The organism is Enterobacter sp. 148H3 (assembly GCF_034107425.1).
Classification (GTDB): Bacteria; Pseudomonadota; Gammaproteobacteria; order Enterobacterales; family Enterobacteriaceae; genus Enterobacter; species Enterobacter vonholyi.
On the sequence record NZ_JAWNEI010000014.1, the window covers coordinates 74,774 to 96,437 of the forward strand.

Here is a 21,664-nt window from a genome sequence, read left to right on the forward strand (position 1 = left end):
TAAGGTTGTCACGAAGCGTTTAATTGAACACAATAAATGCGCTGAATCAGTCTAGATTTAATCATAAGAAATATTTGGGTGTTACACCCATTTTCAACCCGCGATTCGGGTTTTTGGCCACAGGCCGTATTTTGCCGCGGAGCGGCACTTCATTTGCTTCCAGGGTGGAAACAGGGATATTCAGGAGAAAACGTGACAAAAATCCGCCAGTTATGTTTAGTCAGTGTGTTGCTGACAAGCGGGATTGCCAGCGCGGCGAATGTCCGTTTGCAGGTTGAGGGGTTATCCGGGGCGCTACAAAAAAACGTGCGTGCGCAGTTGTCGACCATCCAGAGTGATGAGGTGACGCCGGACCGGCGTTTTCGCGCGCGCGTAGATGATGCGATCCGTGAAGGGCTGAAAGCGCTGGGGTATTACGAACCCACTATTGATTTTGACCTCCGTCCGCCGCCAAAGAAGGGGCGCCAGGTCCTTATTGCCCGCGTTTCGCCGGGTGAGCCGGTACTGATTGGCGGTACGAACGTCATCCTGCGCGGCGGTGCGCGTACCGACCGGGATTATCTGGACCTGCTCAGTACGCGGCCGAAAATCGGTACCGTGCTTAACCACGGTGACTACGACCATTTCAAAAAAGAGCTGACGAATGTTTCCCTGCGTAAGGGCTACTTTGACAGCCAGTTCAATAAAAGCCAGCTGGGCATTGCGCTGGAGAGACGTCAGGCCTTCTGGGATATCGACTACGACAGTGGAGAGCGCTACCGCTTTGGCGACGTGACGTTTGAAGGTTCGCAAATTCGCGAAGAGTACCTGCAAAACCTTGTGCCTTTCAAAAAAGGGGATTACTACCAGTCGAGCGATCTCGGAGAGCTGAACCGACGCCTCTCCGCTACCGGCTGGTTTAACTCCGTAGTTGTCGCACCGGAATTTGAGAAGTCTCGCAAAACCAAGGTGTTGCCGCTGCATGGCGTAGTCTCGCCGCGCACCGAGAACACCATTGAGACCGGTGTTGGCTACTCGACGGATGTCGGACCACGCGTGAAAACCTCGTGGAAAAAACCGTGGATGAACTCGTACGGTCACAGCCTGACCACCAGCCTGAGCCTCTCTGCGCCCGAGCAGCAGCTGGATTTCAGCTACAAAATGCCGCTGCTGAAAAATCCGCTTGAGCAATATTACCTTCTGCAGGGCGGTTTTAAGCGCACCGATTTAAACGACACAAAGCAGGACTCTACGACGCTTGCGGTCTCCCGCTTCTGGGATCTCTCCAGCGGCTGGCAGCGAGCCATTAACCTGCGCTGGAGCCTGGACCACTTTACCCAGGCCAACGTCACCAATACCACCATGCTGCTTTATCCGGGCGTGATGATCAGCCGCACCCGCTCGCGTGGGGGCCTGATGCCGACCTGGGGCGACTCACAGCGCTACTCGATCGATTATTCCAACTCCGCCTGGGGCTCCGACGTGGACTTCTCCGTCCTGCAGGCGCAAAACGTCTGGATCCGCACGCTGTATGACAAACACCGCTTTGTGATGCGCGGCAATCTCGGCTGGATTGAAACCGGAGACTTCGAGCGCGTTCCGCCGGATCTGCGCTTCTTCGCCGGGGGCGACCGCAGCATTCGTGGATATAAGTACAAATCGATCTCACCTGAGAACGAAAAGGGCCAGCTAACCGGTGCGTCAAAACTGGCGACGGGATCGCTGGAGTATCAGTACAACGTCAGCGGAAAGTGGTGGGGCGCCATGTTTGTTGACGGCGGTGAAGCGGTGAACGATATCCGCCGCAGCGACTTCAAAACCGGCGCGGGCGTGGGCGTACGCTGGCAGTCGCCAGTCGGACCCATCAAGCTCGACTTCGCCGTGCCTGTCGGCGACAAAGATGAACACGGATTACAGTTTTACATCGGTCTGGGGCCTGAATTATGAGTTTATGGAAGAAAATAAGCCTCGGGGTGCTGATTTTTATCGTGCTGCTGCTCGGTACGGTGGCGTTTCTGGTTGGAACGACGACCGGGCTGCATCTGCTGTTTAACGCCGCGAACCGCTGGGTGCCGGGGCTGGAGATTGGTCAGGTGACGGGCGGCTGGCGCGATCTGCGCCTGAAGAACATCCGCTATGAGCAGCCGGGCGTGGCGGTGAACGCCGGGGAGTTTCACCTGGCGGTGAAGCTGGGCTGTCTGCGTGACAGCAAGCTCTGCGTCAACGATTTGTCGCTAAAAGACGTCAACGTGGCGATAGATTCGAAGAAAATGCCGAAGTCTGCGCCGGTAGAGGAAGAGGACAGCGGTCCGCTGAATCTCTCCACGCCGTACCCGATCGCGCTTTATCGGGTGGCGCTTGATAACGTCAATGTCAAAATCGACGACACCACCGTGTCCGTGATGGATTTCACCTCCGGCCTGCGCTGGCAGGAGAAAAACCTCACCCTGACGCCAACGTCCCTGCAGGGCTTATTGATCGCGCTGCCGAAAGTGGCCGACGTGGCGCAGGAAGAGATCGTCGAGCCGAAGATCCAGAACCCGAAGCCGGAAGAGAAGCCGCTGGGCGAAACGCTGAAAGATCTCTTCTCGAAGCCTGTCCTGCCGGAAATGACCGACGTTCACCTGCCGCTGAACCTCAATATTGAAGAGTTCAAAGGGGAGCAGCTGCGCCTGACCGGCGATACCGATCTGACGGTCTACAATATGCTGCTGAAAGTCAGCAGCATTGACGGCAGCATGAAGCTCGACGCGCTGGATATCGACACTAACCAGGGATCGGTGAATGCGTCAGGGACTGCCCTGCTGCGCGATAACTGGCCGGTAGATATTACGCTGAACAGTGCCCTCAACATCGATCCGCTGAAAGGCGAAAAGGTGAAGGTTAAAGTGGGCGGAGCGCTCCGCGACAAGCTGGATGTCGGGGTCAATCTCTCCGGCCCTGTGGACATGGTCCTGCGCGCGCAAACCCAGCTGGCGGAAGCCGGGCTGCCGCTCAATCTTGAGGTGGTCAGCAAGCAGCTTTCCTGGCCGTTCACCGGCGAAAAACAGTTCCAGGCCGATGACCTGAAGCTGAAGCTGAGCGGAAAGATGACCGACTACACGCTCTCGTTCCGCACCGCGGTGAAGGGGCAGGGCGTGCCGCCCGCGAACATTACGCTGGATGCGAAGGGCAACGAACAGCAGGTCAACCTCGACAAGCTGACCGTCGCGGCGCTTGAAGGCAAAACCGAGCTGACCGCGCTGCTCGACTGGCAGCAGGCGATCAGCTGGCGCGGCGAGCTGAAGCTGACGGGCATTAATACCGCCAAAGAGGTGCCGGACTGGCCGTCAAAACTGGATGGCCTGATCAAAACCCGCGGCAGCCTGTACGGCGGTACGTGGCAGATGGACGTGCCGGAAATTAAGCTCACCGGGAACGTGAAGCAGAACAAGGTTAACGTTGAAGGCTCGGTGAAAGGCAACAGCTATCTGCAGTGGGTTATCCCAGGGCTGCACGTGGCGCTGGGCCGCAACACGGCGGATATCAAGGGCGAGCTGGGGGTGAAAGATCTCAATCTGGACGCCACCATCGACGCGCCGAATCTGGATAACGCCCTGCCGGGGCTTGGCGGCACGGCGAAAGGACTCGTGAAGGTGCGCGGCACGGTAGACGCGCCGCAGCTGCTGGCGGACATTACCGCCAATAACCTGCGCTGGCAGGAGCTGAGCATTGCCCGGGTACGTGTGGAAGGGGATGTGAAATCCACCGATCAGATCGGCGGTAACCTCAACCTGCGCGTGGAGCGCATTTCTCAGCCGGACGTGAACATTAGCCTGGTCACCCTGGATGCCAAAGGGAACGAGAAGCAGCACGATCTCCAGCTGCGCGTGCAGGGCGAGCCGGTCTCCGGCCAGCTTCACCTCACCGGCAGCTTTGACCGCAAAGAGGAGCGCTGGAAAGGTACGCTGGATAACACCCGTTTCAATACGCCGGTCGGGCCGCTTGCGCTCTCGCGCTCCATCGCCCTGGACTACCGCAACGCCGAGCAGAAGATCAGCATTGGGCCACACTGCTGGACCAATCCGAATGCGGAGCTGTGCGTGCCGCAGACCATCGATGCGGGCGCGGAAGGGCGGGCGCAGATCAACCTCAACCGCTTCGATCTGGCGATGCTAAAGCCGTTTATGCCGGATACAACACAGGCGAGCGGTGTCTTCAGCGGAAAAGCCGATGTCGCCTGGGATACCACCAAAGAGGGGCTGCCGCAGGGCAGCGTCACGCTGTCCGGGCGTAACGTTAAGGTGACGCAGGAGGTCAACAACGCGCCCCTTCCGGTGGCGTTCGATACTCTGAACCTGAGTGCCGATCTGCATAACAATCGCGCACAGCTGGGGTGGACAATCCGCCTGACCAACAACGGCCAGTTGGATGGGCAGGTCCAGATTACCGATCCGCAGGGACGGCGTAATCTGGGCGGTAACGTCAACATCCGTAACTTCAACCTGGCGATGGTGAACCCGATTTTCGCCCGCGGGGAAAAAGCCGAGGGCATGCTGAACGCTAACCTGCGCCTGGCCGGCAACGCGCAAAGTCCGCAGCTGTTCGGTCAGATGCGGCTTAGCGGCGTGGATATTGACGGCAACTTTATGCCGTTTGACATGCAGCCCAGCCAGATCGCGATGAACTTCAACGGCATGAGCTCGACGCTGAGCGGCTCGGTACTGACGCAGCAAGGGCAAATCAACCTGAGCGGCGACGCGGACTGGAGCCAGCTCGATAACTGGCGCGCGCGTATTGCCGCGAAAGGCAGCAAGGTGCGCATCACCGTACCGCCAATGGTACGCCTGGACGTCTCGCCTGATGTGGTCTTTGAAGCCACGCCAAGCCTCTTCACGCTTGACGGACGCGTCGACGTGCCGTGGGCGCGCATCGTGGTTCACGACGTGCCGGAAAGCGCGGTCGGCGTCTCAAGTGATGAAGTTATGCTCAATGAAAATCTGAAACCTGTCGAACAGAAGAGCGCGGGCATACCGATTAATAGTAATCTTATCGTGCACGTGGGGAATAACGTGCGGTTGAATGCGTTTGGGCTGAAGGCGAGGCTCACGGGCGACCTGAAGGTGGCGCAGGATAAACAAGGGCTTGGCCTGAACGGGCAAATTAATATTCCTGAAGGGCGTTTCCATGCGTATGGTCAGGATCTGATCGTCCGTAAAGGCGAGCTGCTATTCTCCGGTCCACCGGATCAGCCTCTGTTGAACATCGAAGCGATTCGTAACCCTGAAGCGACGGAAAACGACGTTATTGCTGGCGTACGCGTTACCGGTTCCGCCGACGAACCGAAGGCGGAGATCTTCTCTGACCCGGCGATGTCGCAGCAGGAAGCCCTCTCTTATCTGCTGCGTGGACAAGGTCTGGACAGCGGTCAGAGCGACAGCGCGGCGATGACCTCGATGTTAGTGGGTCTGGGGGTTGCACAAAGTGGGCAGGTTGTGGGTAAAATCGGCGAGACGTTCGGCGTAAGCAATCTGGCGCTGGACACCCAGGGCGTGGGTGACTCCTCGCAGGTGGTGGTCAGCGGCTATGTACTGCCGGGTCTGCAGGTAAAATATGGTGTGGGGATCTTTGACTCACTGGCAACACTCACGTTACGCTATCGCCTGATGCCTAAGCTATATCTGGAAGCAGTGTCCGGCGTAGACCAGGCACTTGATCTGCTCTATCAGTTTGAGTTTTAGCAATGCGAATATTTGTCTACGGCAGTTTACGAACCAGGCAAGGCAACAGTCACTGGATGACCAATGCCCAGCTACTGGGGAATTACGATATCGAGAACTACCAGTTGTACAGCCTGGGCCACTATCCAGGCGCGGTTCCGGGCGAAGGAACAGTACAGGGTGAAGTTTATCGTATTGATAACGCGACACTTGCCGAACTTGATGCCTTGCGCACCAGGGGCGGTGAATACGCACGCCAGTTGATCCAGACGCCGTACGGAAGCGCGTGGATGTATGTCTACCAGCGTCCGGTCGAAGGGTTAACGCGGATTGTAAGCGGTAACTGGTTAGACAGAGACCAGTACTGAAAAAAAAACAGCGCCACCGTGAGGTGGCGTTGTTTTTTTACGCCTCTTGCCGGGTGGCGCTACGCTTACCCGGCCTACATGTTCACTGTAGGCCCAGCTGCGCGCCCGCCACAAAAAAAGCCCCGACGTGCGGGGCCTTCATTAACAGCGGTAAGAATTACTTCTTAGCAGCGCGTTCGAAAGAGGAGATGATTTCCGCTTTCGCTGCTTCTGCGTTGTCCCAGCCGTCAACTTTAACCCACTTGCCTTTTTCGAGGTCTTTGTAGTGCTCGAAGAAGTGAGTGATCTGCGCTTTCAGCAGCTCTGGCAGGTCGTTCACATCTTTGATGTGATCGTACTCTTTGCTCAGCTTGGTGTGCGGTACCGCAACCAGCTTCGCATCTTCACCGGATTCGTCGGTCATTTTCAGCACGCCAACTGGACGGCAGCGAATGACGGAGCCTGGCTCCAGTGGGTATGGCGTTGGGACCAGCACGTCAACCGGGTCACCGTCCAGAGACAGGGTATGGTTGATGTAACCGTAGTTGCACGGATAGAACATCGCGGTAGACATGAAACGGTCTACGAACAGGGCGCCGCTCTCTTTGTCCACTTCGTATTTGATAGGATCTGCGTTAGCCGGGATTTCGATAACTACGTAGATGTCTTCTGGCAGTTCTTTACCCGCTGGGACGTTGAGTAAGCTCATGTCGGTGTCCTTTAAAATGGATGGTAAACAAGTGGCAGGTATTATAGCCAACTCGCGCTGAATGTCTCCGCCTGTTTTCGCCTTCTCTCCACGTTCTTCCCACTTTTCAGACCGATTCCATGACAGAAAAATCCATAAACTCAGCCGCATTTTTCATGGAGAAATGAAAGCGATTACAAACTTGTGATTAACGTTTTATTCACTTTTCTGAAGTGTGATGTAACGCAATTCGTTACATATTTCATGGGCTATAGTCATTCCGCAGAACATCTTTTAACCAACAATAACTCACCCTACGAGGACGTTCATATGTGGAAGCGCTTACTCCTGGTCACAGCAGTTTCGGCAGCCATGTCGTCTATGGCGATGGCCGCTCCCTTAACCGTAGGTTTTTCGCAGGTCGGCTCTGAATCTGGCTGGCGAGCGGCAGAAACCAACGTGGCGAAAAGCGAAGCTCAGAAACGCGGTATTACCCTGAAAATCGCCGATGGTCAGCAAAAACAAGAGAATCAGATCAAAGCCGTGCGCTCCTTTATCGCCCAGGGCGTGGATGCCATCTTTATTGCACCCGTCGTGGCAACCGGCTGGGAACCCGTCCTGAAGGAAGCGAAAGACGCTGAGATCCCGGTCTTCCTGCTCGACCGTTCCATCGACGTCAAAGACAAATCCCTTTATATGACAACCGTCACCGCTAACAACGTGCTTGAAGGGCAGTTGATTGGCGACTGGCTGGTGAAACAGGTCGACGGCAAGCCGTGTAACGTCGTTGAGCTGCAGGGCACCGTCGGCGCGAGCGTGGCCATCGACCGTAAAAAAGGCTTTGCTGAAGCCATCGCGAAAGCGCCAAACATCAAGATCATCCGCTCTCAGTCCGGCGACTTTACCCGTAGTAAAGGTAAAGAGGTCATGGAGAGCTTCATTAAGGCTGAAAACAACGGCAAGAATATCTGCATGGTTTACGCCCACAACGATGACATGGTAATCGGCGCGATTCAGGCAATTAAAGAAGCGGGCCTGAAGCCGGGCAAAGATATCCTCACCGGCTCTATCGACGGCGTGCCGGATATCTACAAAGCGATGATTGACGGCGAAGCCAACGCCAGCGTGGAGCTGACGCCAAACATGGCGGGCCCGGCATTCGACGCGCTGGAGAAATTCAAGAAAGACGGCACGATGCCGGAGAAAGTGACGGTTACCAAATCCACGCTCTACCTGCCTGACACGGCGAAAGAAGAGTTAGAGAAGAAGAAAAATATGGGCTACTAAGCCCCTCGCCCCAGGCCTCTCCCCGGAGGGGAGAGGGAAGAGGGCGGTTTGGGCAGAAATTAAAGACAGGCACGCATAGTCCCCTCTCCCCTCCGGGGAGAGGGTGAGGGGGAAACCATGACCACTGAACAACACCAGGAAATCCTCCGCACAGAGGGCTTGAGCAAATTCTTCCCCGGCGTAAAAGCGCTGGATAACGTTGATTTTAGCCTGCGGCGTGGGGAGATCATGGCGCTGCTGGGCGAGAACGGCGCGGGAAAATCGACGCTGATTAAATCCCTGACCGGCGTTTATCACGCCGACCGCGGCACCATCTGGCTGGAAGGCAACGCCATTTCGCCAAAAAATACCGCCCATGCCCAACAGCTGGGGATCGGGACGGTCTATCAGGAAGTGAACCTGCTGCCGAATATGTCGGTGGCGGATAATCTGTTTATTGGCCGTGAGCCGCGACGCTTTGGCCTGCTGCGCCGCAAAGAGATGGAGGCGCGGGCGACAAAGCTGATGGAATCCTACGGCTTCTCCCTCGACGTCCGCGAGCCGCTGAACCGCTTTTCCGTGGCGATGCAGCAGATCGTTGCCATCTGTCGCGCGATCGATCTCTCCGCGAAGGTACTCATCCTGGACGAACCCACCGCCAGCCTCGATACCCAGGAAGTGGAGATGCTCTTTACCCTGATGCGCCAGCTGCGCGATCAGGGCGTAAGCCTGATCTTCGTTACCCACTTCCTCGATCAGGTATATGAGGTGAGCGATCGCATTACGGTGCTGCGCAACGGCAGCTTTGTTGGCTGCCGCGAAACCCGCGAGCTGCCGCAGATCGAGCTGGTGAAAATGATGCTGGGTCGTGAGCTGGAAACCAACGCCCTCCAGCGCGCAGGGCGCACGCTGCTGAGCGAGAAACCGGTCGCCGCGTTCAGCGATTACGGCAAAAAAGGAGTGATATCGCCGTTTAACCTTGAGGTGCGGCCGGGCGAAATTGTCGGGCTGGCGGGCCTGCTAGGCTCGGGCCGAACCGAAACCGCCGAGGTGATCTTCGGGATCAAGCCCGCGGACAGCGGCAGCGCGCTGATCAAGGGCAAACCGCAAACCCTGCGATCGCCGCATCAGGCCTCCTGTCTGGGCGTTGGATTCTGCCCGGAAGATCGGAAAACGGACGGTATCATTGCCGCGGCCTCGGTGCGGGAGAATATCATTCTGGCGCTGCAAGCCCAGCGCGGCTGGCTGCGCCCGATCCCCCGTAAAGAGCAAAATGCCATAGCCGAGCGCTTTATCCGCCAGCTCGGCATCCGCACCCCGAGCGCGGAACAGCCGATCGAGTTCCTCTCCGGCGGCAACCAGCAGAAGGTGCTGCTGTCTCGCTGGCTGCTGACCAAACCCCAGTTCCTGATCCTCGACGAACCGACCCGCGGCATTGACGTGGGGGCGCACGCCGAAATTATCCGACTTATCGAAACCCTGTGTGCAGACGGTCTGGCCCTGCTCGTCATTTCGTCCGAGCTGGAGGAGCTGGTAGGTTATGCCGATCGCGTCATTATCATGCGCGATCGCAAGCAGGTGGCAGAGATCCCGCTGGATAAGCTGTCCGTTCCGGCGATCATGAATGCCATTGCGGCATAAGGAGTGAATCGTGATGTCCCGTTCGCTTTCGCAAACCGGTGAGTCAAAGCGCCGCTTCAGCTGGCCAACCGGCACGCCGCAAATCGCGGCGCTGCTGGTGGTACTGATGGTTGACAGCCTTGTCGCACCGCATTTCTTCCAGATTATCGTGCAGGATGGTCGCCTGTTTGGCAGCCCGATAGACATCCTGAACCGTGCTGCGCCCGTGGCGCTGCTGGCCATCGGGATGACGCTGGTCATTGCCACCGGCGGGATTGATCTCTCCGTCGGTGCGGTGATGGCTATCGCCGGGGCCACTGCAGCCTCCATGACCGTGGCCGGGCATAGCCTGCCGGTGGTACTGCTGGCGGCCTTAGGCACCGGCGTGCTGGCCGGATTATGGAACGGCATTCTGGTGGCGGTGCTGAAAATTCAGCCTTTTGTCGCCACGCTTATCTTAATGGTGGCCGGGCGTGGGGTGGCGCAGCTGATTACCTCCGGCCAGATTGTCACCTTTAACTCCCCGAGCCTGGCGTGGCTTGGTAGCGGCAACCTTCTGTTCTTCCCGACGCCGGTGATTATTGCCCTGGCCACGCTCGTTGTCTTTTGGCTCTTCACCCGTAAAACGGCGCTCGGCATGTTCATTGAAGCGGTTGGGATCAACATTCGCGCCGCGCGCAACGCCGGGGTCAACACGCGGCTGATGGTGATGCTGACCTACGTGCTGAGCGGTATCTGCGCCGCCATCGCAGGGGTGATCGTCGCGGCGGATATCCGCGGAGCCGATGCCAACAACGCCGGGCTTTGGCTGGAGCTGGACGCAATCCTGGCTGTGGTCATCGGCGGCGGGTCGCTGATGGGCGGGCGCTTTAACCTGCTGCTCTCGGTGATCGGCGCGCTGATCATTCAGGGCATGAACACCGGGATCCTGCTCTCCGGTTTTCAGCCGGAACTCAACCAGGTTGTGAAAGCGGTGGTCGTACTCTGCGTGCTGATCGTCCAGTCGCCGCGCTTTGTCAGCATCATTAAGGGGATCCGTGGCCATGATAAAACGTAATTTACCGTTGATGATCACGCTGGGCGTATTTGTGCTGGGGTATCTCTACTGCCTCACCCAATTCCCCGGCTTTGCCTCGACGCGCGTGATCTGCAATATCCTGACCGATAACGCCTTTTTAGGCATCATCGCCGTCGGGATGACCTTTGTGATCCTCTCCGGCGGGATCGATCTCTCCGTCGGCTCGGTGATCGCGTTTACGGGCGTGTTCCTCGCGAAGGCGATCGGCTTCTGGGGGATCTCTCCGCTGGTGGCGTTTCCGCTGGTGCTGGCGATGGGCTGCGCGTTTGGTGCCTTTATGGGGCTGCTGATCGACGCGCTGAAAATTCCTGCCTTTATCATCACCCTCGCCGGGATGTTCTTCCTGCGCGGCGTGAGCTATCTGGTGTCGGAAGAGTCGATTCCCATTAACCATCCGGTGTACGACACGCTCTCCAGCCTGGCGTGGAAAATTCCCGGCGGCGGTCGCCTGAGCGCGATGGGGCTGCTGATGCTGGGCGTTGTGGTGATCGGCATCTTCCTCGCCCACCGTACCCGGTTTGGCAATCAGGTTTACGCCATCGGCGGTAACGCTACGTCGGCAAACCTGATGGGGATTTCGACCCGCAGCACTACCATCCGCATCTATATGCTCTCGACAGGCCTGGCGACGCTGGCGGGTATCGTCTTCTCGGTGTATACCCAGGCGGGCTATGCCCTTGCAGGCGTTGGCGTTGAGCTGGATGCGATTGCTTCTGTGGTCATCGGCGGTACGCTGCTTAGCGGCGGCGTGGGTACGGTGCTGGGGACGCTGTTCGGCGTGGCGATTCAGGGACTGATACAAACCTATATCAACTTTGACGGCACGCTCAGCTCGTGGTGGACGAAGATCGCCATCGGCATTCTGCTGTTTATTTTTATTGCCCTGCAGCGTGGCCTGACGGTGCTCTGGGAGAACCGTCAAAGCTCACCTGTTACCCGCGTAAACACATCGGTAACAGAGCGATAACACGCTGAATTTGCTTAAAGTCTAAACATTTTCCGGTAGCGGCCGATACTCTTTTTTTATGCCCAGAAATATCTCGCTACCGGAAATAATATCATGCTTAAAACGCTATCGATTCGTACCGGCTTGCTCTCTTTACTGGCCGTTATGACCCTTTTGCTGCTGATTGTCAGCGGCATTGGCATTTATGCCCTCACACAGAGTTCTTCTTCGCTGCAGCGCATTAATCACCTTCAGGGTGAGCAGATGGTGCAGCTAAATTCAGGCTATACGCTGATCCTGCGCGCCCGCAATGAAGCGGGTCAGGCCGTCCGCATGATGGAAATCGGCATGCTGGACGATGCGGCCAAAGCGGTAAATAACATCAATCAGGAAGTTGCCCTGGCCCAGAAAACGCTGAAAGGCGTGATCGACGGCGGCGTGGCTGACGAGCAGGGGCAACAGCTGCTCGACAAAGTGTCAGCCAGCCTGGCGATGTATAGCCAGCAGGGGATTAACCCGATGTTGAAAACCCTGAACGACCAGAGCGCGGACGGGTATTACGATCTGCTGGAGAAGACGCTGATCCCGGTGGCAAAACAGTTTGATAACGATATGCAGGCGTTTCAGAAATGGAGCGAAGCGCGTGGTCAGGCGGAAGTGAGTGCCGTGCAGGCGAGTAAAACCCGCGTGCTGATCCTGATTATCGTCGCCGCGCTGCTGACGGCGGGCATTATCGTGCTCGCGTGGCTGGTGCTGCGCCATATGCTGCTCCAGCCGCTCTCGGCCTCCATTGCTCAGCTGGAGAACGTGGCGGCGGGGGATTTAACCCATACGCTTGCCGCGCCCGCGAGTCAGGAGTTTAACCGCCTCAACGCGGTGATAGAGGAGATGCGACAGTCGCTGATGAACTCGGTAATGCGGGTACGCGATGCCAGCTCGCAAATTGACACCGGCAGCCGCGAACTGACCCTGGGAAACCGCGATCTTGCAGAGCGTACGGAATCCACCGCCACGTCGCTGGAGCAGACGGCGGCCAGCATGGAACAAATCACCGCGACGGTGAAACTCAACGCGGATAACGCCGAGCAGGCGCACCAGCTGGCGAAGTCGGTGTCCGATACGGCCGATCACGGCAGCGAAATGGTCTGCTACGTGATTGAAAAAATGCGCGATATCTCCGGCAGCTCGGCGCGCATCGCCGACATCCTGAGCGTGATCGACGGTATTGCCTTCCAGACCAATATTCTGGCGCTTAACGCCTCCGTGGAAGCGGCGCGCGCGGGCGAGCAGGGGCGTGGGTTTGCCGTCGTCGCGGGCGAAGTGCGAAACCTTGCCAGCCGCAGCGCCGACGCGGCGAAAGAGATCCGATCGCTTATCAGTGATTCGCAGACCCACGTTAACGAGGGCAGCGAGCTGGCTCAGCAGGCTGGCGAAACGATGGATGAGATCGCAACAGAAGTGCTGCGCATGACCAAACTGATGCGTGAGATTGCGACCGCGTCCCAGGAACAGAGCCGCGGCATTGAGCAGGTGAATATTGCGGTGAATCAGATGGACGAAACCGCGCAGCAGAATGCGGCGCTGGTGCAGCAATCCTCCGCTGCGACCCGCTCCCTTGAGGAGCAGTCGCGTCAGCTTATGGAAGCGATGTCATCATTCAAAGTGACGACTCAGACCGCTGCATAATATTACTCAACCCCGGTACGTTCTGTGCCGGGGTTTTATTTCCCCCGGAATTAACTGCCGCAATATTATCGTGAATTTCACCCATTAATATTTCCAGCGAGCTGGTTAAGGCTAACGCTTTTTCCGTCGGTTCAAGATATAAACCTTTTCGGAAAAATAATGGTTCATCAAAGAGTTGATTAAAACGCTTTAAGGCCAGACTCACCGCGGGGCGTGACATCTCCAGACGCAAAGAGGCTTTTGCCATGCTGCCGCAGCGGACGATTTCAATAAATACAGGGATAAGATTTAAATCAATGCCGGTATTAGCACGGGAATAATTGTTCATTGCGATTTTGCTCCACGAAATATCTGTCAAACTGTTATGGAAATAATGCAGGAGCAGTGGTGAATATTAAAGCATGTTTTTTATAAACACTTATACGGTAAAATATATAAATGACAGGGGAGCCAGAACGGCTCCCCTGAAGAGAGATATTACGCGTCCGGGTACTCACGGATAAAACGTTCAACGTCTTCAACCATGTGGTTGTTGCCGACGAAGAATGAACGGCGCTGGTGAAGACTTTCCGGCACGATATCCAGAATACGCTCTTTACCGTCGCTCGCCTTGCCGCCCGCCTGTTCGGCGAGGAATGCCATCGGGTTGCACTCGTACAGCAGACGCAGTTTCCCGTCCGGATGGCTGGCGGTGCTTGGGTAGAGGTAGATACCGCCCTTCAGCAGGTTACGGTGGAAATCCGCGACCAGAGAGCCGATATAGCGGGACGTGTAAGGGCGCTGAGTCGCTTTATCTTCTTCCTGGCAGAATTTAATGTACTTCTTCACGCCGTTCGGGAATCGGATGTAGTTGCCTTCGTTGATGGAGTAGGTGTTGCCCTTTTCCGGGAAGCGCATGCGTTCCTGGCTCAGACAGAAAACGCCCAGTGAAGGATCGTACGTAAAGGCGTGAACCCCGCATCCGGTGGTATACACCAGCATGGTGGACGAGCCATAAACGACGTAACCGGCAGCAACCTGATTAATGCCAGGCTGCAGGAAATCTTCTTCGGTCACCGGCGTGCCAACAGGCGTGACGCGGCGATAGATGGAGAAAATGGTACCGACAGAAACGTTAACGTCGATGTTTGAGGAACCGTCGAGCGGATCCATCAGAACAACGTATTTAGCGTGTTCACACCCTTCGAAAACAACAATTTCATCTTCTTCTTCAGAGGCGATACCCGCAACGATGTCGCGCGCGCGCAGTGCAGCTTTCAGTTTTTCATTTGCGAACAGATCGAGTTTCTGTTGAACCTCGCCCTGAACGTTCTCGGCACCGCTGGCACCCAGGATATCGACCAGACCGGCCTTGTTGATATCACGGTGGATGATCTTAGCGCCCAGCTTTATTGCCGACAGCAAAGCAGTGAGTTCACCGGTAGCATGAGAGAACTCGTGCTGCTTTTCGACAATAAATTCACCTAACGTTTTCATAACACTTTCCCTGCATCTTTGTGAGTAGAGCGATTGTATGTTCACTAAAACGACTAAAGCCCAACAATCTTAACAAATATTCAAATAGTAGCGCAGAGGTGAATCGCGCCAGCAACATACGGATTTACCTGAAATGCGTTTCACAGCCGCTAACATGTGAGTAAAATGTGCGCCACATTGAAGAAGGATAGTGACGTATGCGCATTCATATATTGGGGATTTGTGGCACTTTCATGGGCGGACTGGCAATGCTGGCGCGCTCGCTGGGCCATGAAGTGACAGGTTCGGACGCCAATGTGTATCCGCCAATGAGCACACTTCTGGAAAAACAGGGCATCTCTTTAATTCAGGGCTACGATGCCAGCCAGCTGGATCCCGAGCCGGACCTGGTGATCGTTGGTAACGCGATGACCCGCGGCAATCCGTGCGTCGAGGCGGTACTGGAACGCAATATTCCGTTCATGTCCGGCCCGCAGTGGCTGCATGACTTCGTCCTGCGCGACCGCTGGGTGGTTGCCGTTGCCGGTACTCATGGCAAAACCACGACCGCGGGCATGGCAACCTGGATCCTCGAAGCCTGCGGCTATAAGCCGGGCTTCGTGATCGGCGGCGTACCGGGTAATTTCGACGTTTCTGCGCGTCTGGGTGACAGCCCGTTCTTCGTGATCGAAGCCGACGAATACGACTGCGCGTTCTTCGACAAGCGCTCCAAGTTCGTGCATTACTGCCCGCGCACCCTGATCCTCAACAACCTTGAGTTCGACCACGCGGATATTTTTGACGATCTGAAAGCGATTCAGAAACAGTTCCACCATCTGGTGCGCATTGTTCCGGGTCAGGGGCGCATCATCCTGCCGGAGAACGATATCAACCTGAAGCAGACTCTGGCGATGGGCTGCTGGAGCGAGCAGGAGCTGGTGGGCGAGCAGGGCCACTGGCAGGCGAAGAAACTCAACGCCGATGCCTCCGAGTGGGAAGTGCTGCTCGACGGTGAAAAAGTGGGTGAGGTGAAGTGGGGCCTTGTGGGCGAGCACAACATGCACAACGGCCTGATGGCCATTGCTGCGGCGCGTCACGTCGGCGTTCTGCCTGCGGATGCAGCCAACGCGCTGGGCTCGTTTATCAATGCCCGCCGCCGTCTGGAACTGCGCGGTGAAGCCCACGGCGTTACCGTGTATGACGATTTCGCGCACCACCCAACGGCCATTCTGGCAACGCTCGCCGCCCTGCGTGGCAAGGTCGGCGGTACCGCGCGCATTCTGGCGGTGCTGGAACCGCGTTCGAACACCATGAAGATGGGCATCTGCAAAGACGATCTGGCGCCGTCGTTAGGGCGTGCCGATGAGGTCTTCCTGCTGCAGCCGCAGCATATTCCGTGGCAGGTGGCTGAAGTAGCCGATGCCTGCATTCAGCCTGCGCACTGGAGTGCGGACGTGGATGCGCTCGCGGATATGGTGGTGAAAGCCGCTCAGCCCGGCGACCATATTCTGGTGATGAGCAACGGCGGGTTCGGTGGGATCCATCAGAAGCTGCTGGACGGTCTGGCGAAGAAAGCGGAAGCGGCAGCCGACGCGTAAAAAAAAGCCCGGTGGCGCTCGCGCTTACCGGGCCTACGTTCTTTTCTCCCTCGCCCCTTCGGGGTGAGGGGAACGAATTACTCTTCGTTCTCAGACAGCTCGCGCAGATACTGGAAAATCAGGCGCGCGGACTTCGGCGGCTTATTCCCTTCTTTCTCTTTCTTCGCGTTGCGGATCAAGGAACGCAGCTGCTGGCGGTCGGCATCCGGCCACAGGTTCAGCACTTCCGGCACGGCATCATCACCCTGTTCAATCAGACGATCGCGGATCTGCTCCAGCTTATGAAACAGCGCAACCTGCTGATTGTGGCGGTTTTTCAGCTTGTCCAGCGCCTGGCGGATCGGATCGACGTCGCGCTGACGCAGCATTTTCCCGATAAGCTGAAGCTGGCGACGACGGCCTTCTTTTTTGATTTTCTGTGCCAGTTCAATGGCATCGCGCAGATCCTGGTCGAGCGGGATCTTGTCCAGCGCGTTTTTGCCCAGTTCTACCATTTCCGCGCCAAGCTGTTTTAACTCTTCGGCGTCACGTTTAATTTCACTTTTACTGACCCAGATGATCTCATCATCTTCGTCTTCGATGTCATCACCGGGAACGTCGTCGAGCCAGTCTTCGGGCTGCTTAGTCATGTCAGGCTCCTTAAAAAAAGAGGCTAATGTTACCAGTTAAGACGCGCACTGAAAAACGGTTCTCTGTTAGACTTCAGATAACTCTCTCTTACAGTATGGCATTTGCGATGAAAGTAACCTCACAAGTTGAAGCGCAGCGTAAGATTCTTGAAGAAGCCGTCTCCACCGCGCTGATGCTTGCTTCAGAAAAATCAGATGGCGCCGAAGTGGCGGTCAGCAAAACCACCGGCATCAGCGTGAGTACCCGCTATGGTGAAGTGGAGAACGTAGAATTCAACAGCGATGGCGCGCTTGGGATCACGGTGTATCACCAGAATCGCAAAGGCAGCGCGTCATCCACCGATCTCAGCCCGGATGCCATTGCCCGTACGGTGCAGGCGGCGCTGGATATTGCCCGTTACACCTCTGCGGATCCTTACGCAGGCGTGGCGGATAAAGATCTGCTGGCGTTTGACGCGCCGGATCTCGATCTGTTCCACCCGGCGGAAGTGACCCCGGACGAAGCGATCGAGCTTGCCGCGCGCGCCGAGCAGGCTTCCCTGCAGGCCGACAAGCGCATCACCAATACCGAAGGCGGCAGCTTTAACAGCCACTACGGCATCAAAGTCTTCGGCAACAGTCACGGCATGCTGCAGGGCTACTGCTCTACCCGCCACTCGCTCTCCAGCTGCGTCATCGCCGAAGAGAACGGTGACATGGAGCGCGACTACGCCTATACCATTGGCCGCGCGCTGGGGGATTTGCAGTCTCCGGAGTGGGTGGGTAAAGAGTGCGCCGAACGCACGCTGTCTCGCCTGTCGCCGCGTAAACTCTCCACCATGAAAGCGCCGGTTATCTTTGCCAACGAAGTGGCGACCGGTCTGTTTGGCCATCTGGTGGGCGCTATCGCGGGCGGCTCCGTTTACCGTAAATCGACCTTCCTGCTCGACTCGCTGGGCAAGCAGATCCTGCCGGAATGGCTGACCATCGAAGAGCATCCGCACCTGCTGAAAGGCCTGGCCTCCACGCCGTTCGACAGCGAAGGCGTGCGCACGGAGCGTCGTGACATAGTGAAGGACGGCATTCTGACCCAGTGGCTTCTGACCAACTACTCCGCGCGCAAGCTGGGGCTGAAAAGCACCGGGCACGCGGGCGGCATTCACAACTGGCGCATTGCCGGGCAGGGCCTCAACTTTGAGCAGATGCTGAAAGAGATGGGCACCGGTCTGGTGGTGACCGAGCTGATGGGCCAGGGCGTCAGCGGCATCACGGGAGACTACTCTCGCGGCGCGGCGGGCTTCTGGGTGGAAAATGGCGAAATCCAGTATCCGGTGAGCGAAATTACCATCGCCGGCAACCTGAAGGACATGTGGCGCAATATCGTTACTGTCGGTAACGATATTGAAACACGCAGCAATATACAGTGTGGTTCTGTATTACTCCCGGAAATGAAAATCGCCGGACAATAGAGATAGCGTTTTGTTAATAATAAAAAAGGAAGTGAGCAATGCGTAAACATCTGTTAGCGATCGTCGCGGCTTCAACGCTGGTTCTTGGCTCTTCTGCGTTTGCTGCCGATCTTGAAGACGACATGGGCATCCTCGGGCAAAACCTGAAGGTGGTGCAGAAAACCGACAATGCGGCGGAAATGAAAGACGCGCTGACCAAAATGCGTGAAGCGGCGCTGGACGCACAAAAAGCGACGCCTCCAAAGCTGGAAAGCAAAGCGGCAGACAGTGCAGAGATGAAAGACTACCGCCACGGCTTTGACGTGCTGGTCGGCCAGATCGACGGCGCGCTGAAGCTGGCTAACGAAGGCAAAGTGAAGGAAGCCCAGGCGGCAGCCGAGCAGTTTGTGACGACCCGTAACACGTATCACAAGAAATACCGTTAACCGATCGCGCATCTGACAAACAACCAGCGGGGGCCAGCGGCCCCCGTTTTTTTTACGCGGTAATAAGTAAACCCTATCGCCATCACATTTTTGCGTCACCACGCCTGAACGTTTCGTTTCCCCGACGCGCGTTTTGCCGCTGGAATACGTGATATTCATCACGCAAATACCGTCATTAATTCAGATTCACCGCATTTATGTGGCACAGATCACTGCTGCGGCTCGCCTTTCCACTTCGAAGTGGAAAACAACTCGCTACAAACAATTCCCCCCCAACGTTAGTTTTATTCCAGAGCTATTAACGGGGTAAGACCAGTGATTAACGGAGCGGTAATGAACGACGTTGGGGAACAGGCGGAGCAAACAGAACAGCTCGCGAACACCATGCTGCAGCAGGTTTATGCCCTGCTGTCCCGGAACAACATCACCCCCAATGCGGTACAGGAGCAGATGCTCACTTCCCACGTGCGCGCCATGGCGCACCGGTCCGTGACCGGCGAGCCGCTGCCGGAGGTTGAAGCAGAGCTGTTTGACGAAATTTCACCGGATTCAATGCGGCTTGCCCGTGAAGTGGTCGCGCAGTTTGGCAACCTTCCTGATGAAGAAGCCTGGCTGCTCTCCGTTCACTTTGAAGTCGCGAAAGACAACCTTTAAGGAGCAACACATGGAACAGATTACAGTCGTGATTGGCGATCGCCTAGGTAAAGGTCAGAAAGTGGCTGCCGGTGTGGAAAAAGCAGGTGGACGCGCGGTTGTCGTACCGGGCATGGCGGCAGACATGAAGCTCGGCGACATGATGAAAGCGGAAAACGCCACCTTCGGCATCTCCTTTTGCGGCAGCGGCGGTGCGGGTGCCATCACCGCCCAGACCAAATACGGCTACAAGGCCAAATACGGCATGCGTTCCGTGGAAGAGGGCGTGACCGCCATCAACGAAGGCTGCAACGTGCTGGGCTTTGGCTTTATGGATAAAGAAGAGCTGGGCGAGCGTCTGGTGCAGGCGTGGCAGAAGAAATACGGCGCATAAGCATGAAAGAACAGTTCACAACCACGGTGAGAGTGAAGGGGAAGGGCGACGCCAAAGCGCGCGCCTTTGCCGACGCGCTCAACCACGTTCAGGCCGCGGTGATGAAAGCCTCACCGCATATCTTACTGCGTATTGAGCCACAGGATGTGCAGGTCGTTCAGGCGCAAGAAGCGGTGCGTAAAGAAGCGTTTCTGTTCTTCTTTCTGCGCCGGGAAAGACGCACCTACAGCGTGGAGCTGGATGTGACCGTCAACGTGACCGCTATCAATCTTGACCAAGTGGATTTCGTCACGCAACGCTGATTATTCATAAAAGGGCAGACTGATGTTCTTAATTATATTAATAAAATCGCTCATCATTGGCGGCCTGGTTGGCGTCGGTGTCGGAGCCGGGGCTGCACGCATGTTTCATGCGCCTACCACTCAGGGTATGGGCGCGTTTCGTACGTTGGGGGAACTGAACTCCTGTGAAGGGGATCCGGCGTCCCACTTCTCCTTTGGGTTAGGTTTCTTCTTTAACGCCTGGGCCTCTTCCGTGGCCGCAGGTGCCTTCACACAGGACGTTGACCACCGCATCATCCCGAACTGGGGTGCTGCTGCACTGATGATCAAAAACCGTAACGTCGGCGAAACGCTGCACGACCCGCGCAAAATGGCGATTGCCTGCGGCCTGATCGGCATGATTGTCGTGACCTTCCTTAACCTTACCGCCTCCTCCGTGCCGGCTGCCCTTCAGGTCACCGCCGTGAAGGTGCTGGTGCCGGCGGCAAACCTGCTGGTGAACACCGTGATGCCGGTGATCTTCTGGCTGGCGGCTATCGATGCGGGTAAAAAATCGGGCTTCTGGGCCACCATTTTTGGCGGCGCGGCGCAGCTGATTATGGGGAACGCCGTACCGGGCCTGGTGCTGGGGATCCTGATCGGTAAAGGCGTAGAAGAGAGCGGCTGGAACCACGTCACCAAAGTGATGATGGCGGCTATCGTCCTGCTCTTCGTGCTGAGCGGCTTCTTCCGCGGCTTCGACATGAAGATGATTGAATCCTTCCATCTGACCGTGCCGAACTGGCTCGACATGATCCACAACTCGCTCAGCGGTAAATAACAGGAGCCTCTACATGGAACAGAATAAAGGTTTTTGGTATGCCGACTGGTCGTTCCCGATCTTCGTTGGCCTGCTCTCCTCCGGCGTGTTTGCCGGGACGCACATGTACTACCTCTACGGCATCGGCGCGTTTAACGAAGTGGCCTTCGTGGCGATGCTGAAAGCGGGCATTGATACCGGCGTTTACGGCGCGGTGGCGGCGTTTGGCGCGAGCTTCCTGTTCGCCCGTATTATCGAAGGCTCGCTGGTCGGTATTCTCGACATCGGTGGCGCGATCCAGACCGGCGTGGGCCTTGGCGTTCCGGCGCTGCTGCTGGGCGCGGGGATCATGTTCCCGGTGACCAACTTCATTGCTTCGCTGATCACCGGCCTGGTGATTGGCCTGGCGATTGGCTACGTCATCATCCTGGCGCGTAAGTTCACTATCAACCAGAGCAACTCCACCTACGGCGCAGACGTGATGATGGGGGCTGGCAACGCCTCCGGCCGCTTCCTCGGGCCGTTGATTATTCTCAGCGCCATGACCGCCTCCATTCCAATCGGCGTCGGTTCGCTGGTGGGTGCGCTGCTGTTCTACATCTGGCAGAAGCCGATTACCGGTGGCGCTATCCTCGGCGCGATGATTCTGGGCTGGCTGTTCCCGGTCGCCCTTTAATACCCGCGGGCGCTCCG

The 21,664-nt window shown here is 56.9% G+C and carries 20 protein-coding genes; 16 read left to right on the plus strand and 4 right to left on the minus strand.

Translation table 11 applies throughout. The features are described from left to right. Positions 1–192 precede the first annotated feature (192 nt). The 3 genes from tamA to USH94_RS18605 are packed head-to-tail and all read left to right on the plus strand — an operon-like array spanning position 193 to position 6,046. The gene (gene tamA / locus USH94_RS18595) at positions 193–1,926 is read left to right on the plus strand and encodes an autotransporter assembly complex protein TamA (RefSeq protein ID WP_111965371.1); all 1,734 of its coding nucleotides are present in this window, start codon (positions 193–195) and stop codon (positions 1,924–1,926) included. Beyond that, positions 1,923–5,699: an autotransporter assembly complex protein TamB gene (gene tamB, locus USH94_RS18600; RefSeq protein WP_111965370.1), complete on the plus strand. Its 3,777-nt coding sequence runs from the start codon at positions 1,923–1,925 to the stop codon at positions 5,697–5,699. Before tamA ends, tamB begins: the two co-directional genes overlap by 4 nt. 2 nt (positions 5,700–5,701) lie before the next feature. Further along, entirely contained in the window at positions 5,702–6,046 is a 345-nt protein-coding gene (locus USH94_RS18605; protein ID WP_111965369.1) for a gamma-glutamylcyclotransferase, read from the plus strand. Between the two features lie 157 nt (positions 6,047–6,203). On the opposite strand, the gene ppa is transcribed toward USH94_RS18605, so the two are convergent. Continuing rightward, the gene (gene ppa / locus USH94_RS18610; RefSeq protein WP_111965368.1) at positions 6,204–6,734 is read right to left on the minus strand and encodes an inorganic diphosphatase; all 531 of its coding nucleotides are present in this window, start codon (positions 6,732–6,734) and stop codon (positions 6,204–6,206) included. Between the two features lie 309 nt (positions 6,735–7,043). On the opposite strand from ppa, the gene ytfQ reads away from it, so the two are divergent. From ytfQ to USH94_RS18635, 5 genes are all read left to right on the plus strand, one after another. Next, the gene (ytfQ, locus tag USH94_RS18615) at positions 7,044–8,000 is read left to right on the plus strand and encodes a galactofuranose ABC transporter substrate-binding protein YtfQ (RefSeq protein WP_014882271.1); all 957 of its coding nucleotides are present in this window, start codon (positions 7,044–7,046) and stop codon (positions 7,998–8,000) included. A 117-nt stretch (positions 8,001–8,117) separates the two neighbouring features. Continuing rightward, entirely contained in the window at positions 8,118–9,620 is a 1,503-nt protein-coding gene (gene ytfR, locus USH94_RS18620) for a galactofuranose ABC transporter, ATP-binding protein YtfR (RefSeq protein ID WP_008501421.1), read from the plus strand. A 10-nt stretch (positions 9,621–9,630) separates the two neighbouring features. Then, a complete protein-coding gene (gene ytfT, locus USH94_RS18625; protein WP_181574041.1) occupies positions 9,631–10,656 on the plus strand; it encodes a galactofuranose ABC transporter, ATP-binding protein YtfT in 1,026 nt (341 codons plus the stop codon). Beyond that, positions 10,643–11,644 (plus strand): galactofuranose ABC transporter, permease protein YjfF, encoded by a 1,002-nt coding sequence (gene yjfF / locus USH94_RS18630; protein ID WP_023293434.1) that lies wholly within the window; start codon positions 10,643–10,645, stop codon positions 11,642–11,644. Before ytfT ends, yjfF begins: the two co-directional genes overlap by 14 nt. Positions 11,645–11,737: 93 nt before the next feature. Beyond that, positions 11,738–13,309 carry a methyl-accepting chemotaxis protein gene (locus USH94_RS18635; RefSeq protein WP_111965366.1) on the plus strand — a complete coding sequence of 524 codons (1,572 nt, stop codon included), beginning with the start codon at positions 11,738–11,740 and terminating at the stop codon, positions 13,307–13,309. Here the strand turns inward: USH94_RS18635 and USH94_RS18640 are convergent. Further along, on the minus strand, positions 13,281–13,637 hold the full coding sequence (locus USH94_RS18640) for a helix-turn-helix domain-containing protein (RefSeq protein WP_111965365.1): 357 nt from the start codon (positions 13,635–13,637) through the stop codon (positions 13,281–13,283). The two genes, USH94_RS18635 and USH94_RS18640, sit on opposite strands and share 29 nt — an antisense overlap. Before the next feature lie 149 nt (positions 13,638–13,786). Beyond that, a complete protein-coding gene (fbp, locus tag USH94_RS18645) occupies positions 13,787–14,785 on the minus strand; it encodes a class 1 fructose-bisphosphatase (RefSeq protein ID WP_023310178.1) in 999 nt (332 codons plus the stop codon). Positions 14,786–14,982: 197 nt separating this feature from the next. Between fbp and mpl the strand changes: the two genes are divergently transcribed. After that, the gene (gene mpl, locus USH94_RS18650) at positions 14,983–16,362 is read left to right on the plus strand and encodes a UDP-N-acetylmuramate:L-alanyl-gamma-D-glutamyl-meso-diaminopimelate ligase (RefSeq protein ID WP_111965364.1); all 1,380 of its coding nucleotides are present in this window, start codon (positions 14,983–14,985) and stop codon (positions 16,360–16,362) included. A 77-nt stretch (positions 16,363–16,439) separates the two neighbouring features. Here the strand turns inward: mpl and yjgA are convergent, their stop codons facing one another. Further along, on the minus strand, positions 16,440–16,991 hold the full coding sequence (gene yjgA, locus USH94_RS18655; protein ID WP_008501414.1) for a ribosome biogenesis factor YjgA: 552 nt from the start codon (positions 16,989–16,991) through the stop codon (positions 16,440–16,442). 95 nt (positions 16,992–17,086) lie between these two features. Here yjgA and pmbA point away from each other — a divergent pair, with 95 nt between their 5' ends. The 7 genes from pmbA (at position 17,087) to USH94_RS18690 (ending at position 21,647) form a co-directional block, all read left to right on the plus strand. Continuing rightward, complete coding sequence (gene pmbA / locus USH94_RS18660; RefSeq protein WP_111965363.1) at positions 17,087–18,439, plus strand: metalloprotease PmbA; 1,353 nt, start codon at positions 17,087–17,089, stop codon at positions 18,437–18,439. A 38-nt stretch (positions 18,440–18,477) separates the two neighbouring features. Further along, on the plus strand, positions 18,478–18,864 hold the full coding sequence (gene cybC / locus USH94_RS18665) for a cytochrome b562 (RefSeq protein ID WP_008501412.1): 387 nt from the start codon (positions 18,478–18,480) through the stop codon (positions 18,862–18,864). A gap of 315 nt (positions 18,865–19,179) precedes the next feature. Then, a complete protein-coding gene (locus USH94_RS18670; protein WP_111965362.1) occupies positions 19,180–19,518 on the plus strand; it encodes a glycine dehydrogenase in 339 nt (112 codons plus the stop codon). Between the two features lie 10 nt (positions 19,519–19,528). Further along, on the plus strand, positions 19,529–19,891 hold the full coding sequence (locus tag USH94_RS18675; protein WP_010427372.1) for an SFCGS family glycine-rich protein: 363 nt from the start codon (positions 19,529–19,531) through the stop codon (positions 19,889–19,891). Between the two features lie 2 nt (positions 19,892–19,893). Then, positions 19,894–20,193: a DUF4312 family protein gene (locus tag USH94_RS18680; protein WP_006810338.1), complete on the plus strand. Its 300-nt coding sequence runs from the start codon at positions 19,894–19,896 to the stop codon at positions 20,191–20,193. A 22-nt stretch (positions 20,194–20,215) separates the two neighbouring features. Next, on the plus strand, positions 20,216–20,992 hold the full coding sequence (locus USH94_RS18685) for a DUF4311 domain-containing protein (protein WP_024907277.1): 777 nt from the start codon (positions 20,216–20,218) through the stop codon (positions 20,990–20,992). Between the two features lie 13 nt (positions 20,993–21,005). After that, positions 21,006–21,647, plus strand: a complete 642-nt coding sequence (locus USH94_RS18690; protein WP_003856081.1) for a DUF4310 family protein — start codon at positions 21,006–21,008, stop codon at positions 21,645–21,647. Positions 21,648–21,664: the final 17 nt, after the last annotated feature.